Raw genomic sequence first — 230 nt, 5'->3', positions numbered from 1 at the left:
GTCTCGATCAATGCCATTCTAAAGGCTAGATCCACAAATTCGCGCTGGCTTTCCGAGACGTCGTCCGGTCTTTCCCGTATCTGAGCCGTCTCAAATGCCGCGGCGGTCATCTCGAATTTGAGCGATGGATACATAAAGTAGCCACCATTCTGGCTGGGGCGATCGCGCACCAATCGAAAGCTAAGCGCGCACTCTTCTTCCAAAAAAGCTCTCGCGAGTTTCTGGAAGCG

General features: G+C 53.0%; 1 protein-coding gene. It reads right to left on the bottom strand.

Features of this window, described 5'->3' with window-relative positions; translation table 11 throughout:
• A partial coding sequence (locus AF337_RS44615; RefSeq protein WP_210168080.1) for a hypothetical protein occupies positions 1 to 230 on the bottom strand: 230 nt, incomplete at both ends.

It is taken from the genome of Rhizobium ecuadorense (assembly GCF_001187535.1).
Taxonomy (GTDB): domain Bacteria; phylum Pseudomonadota; class Alphaproteobacteria; order Rhizobiales; family Rhizobiaceae; genus Rhizobium; species Rhizobium ecuadorense.
Note: the sequence above shows the minus strand (reverse complement) of the source record. Positions and strands in the feature narration are given on the sequence as shown.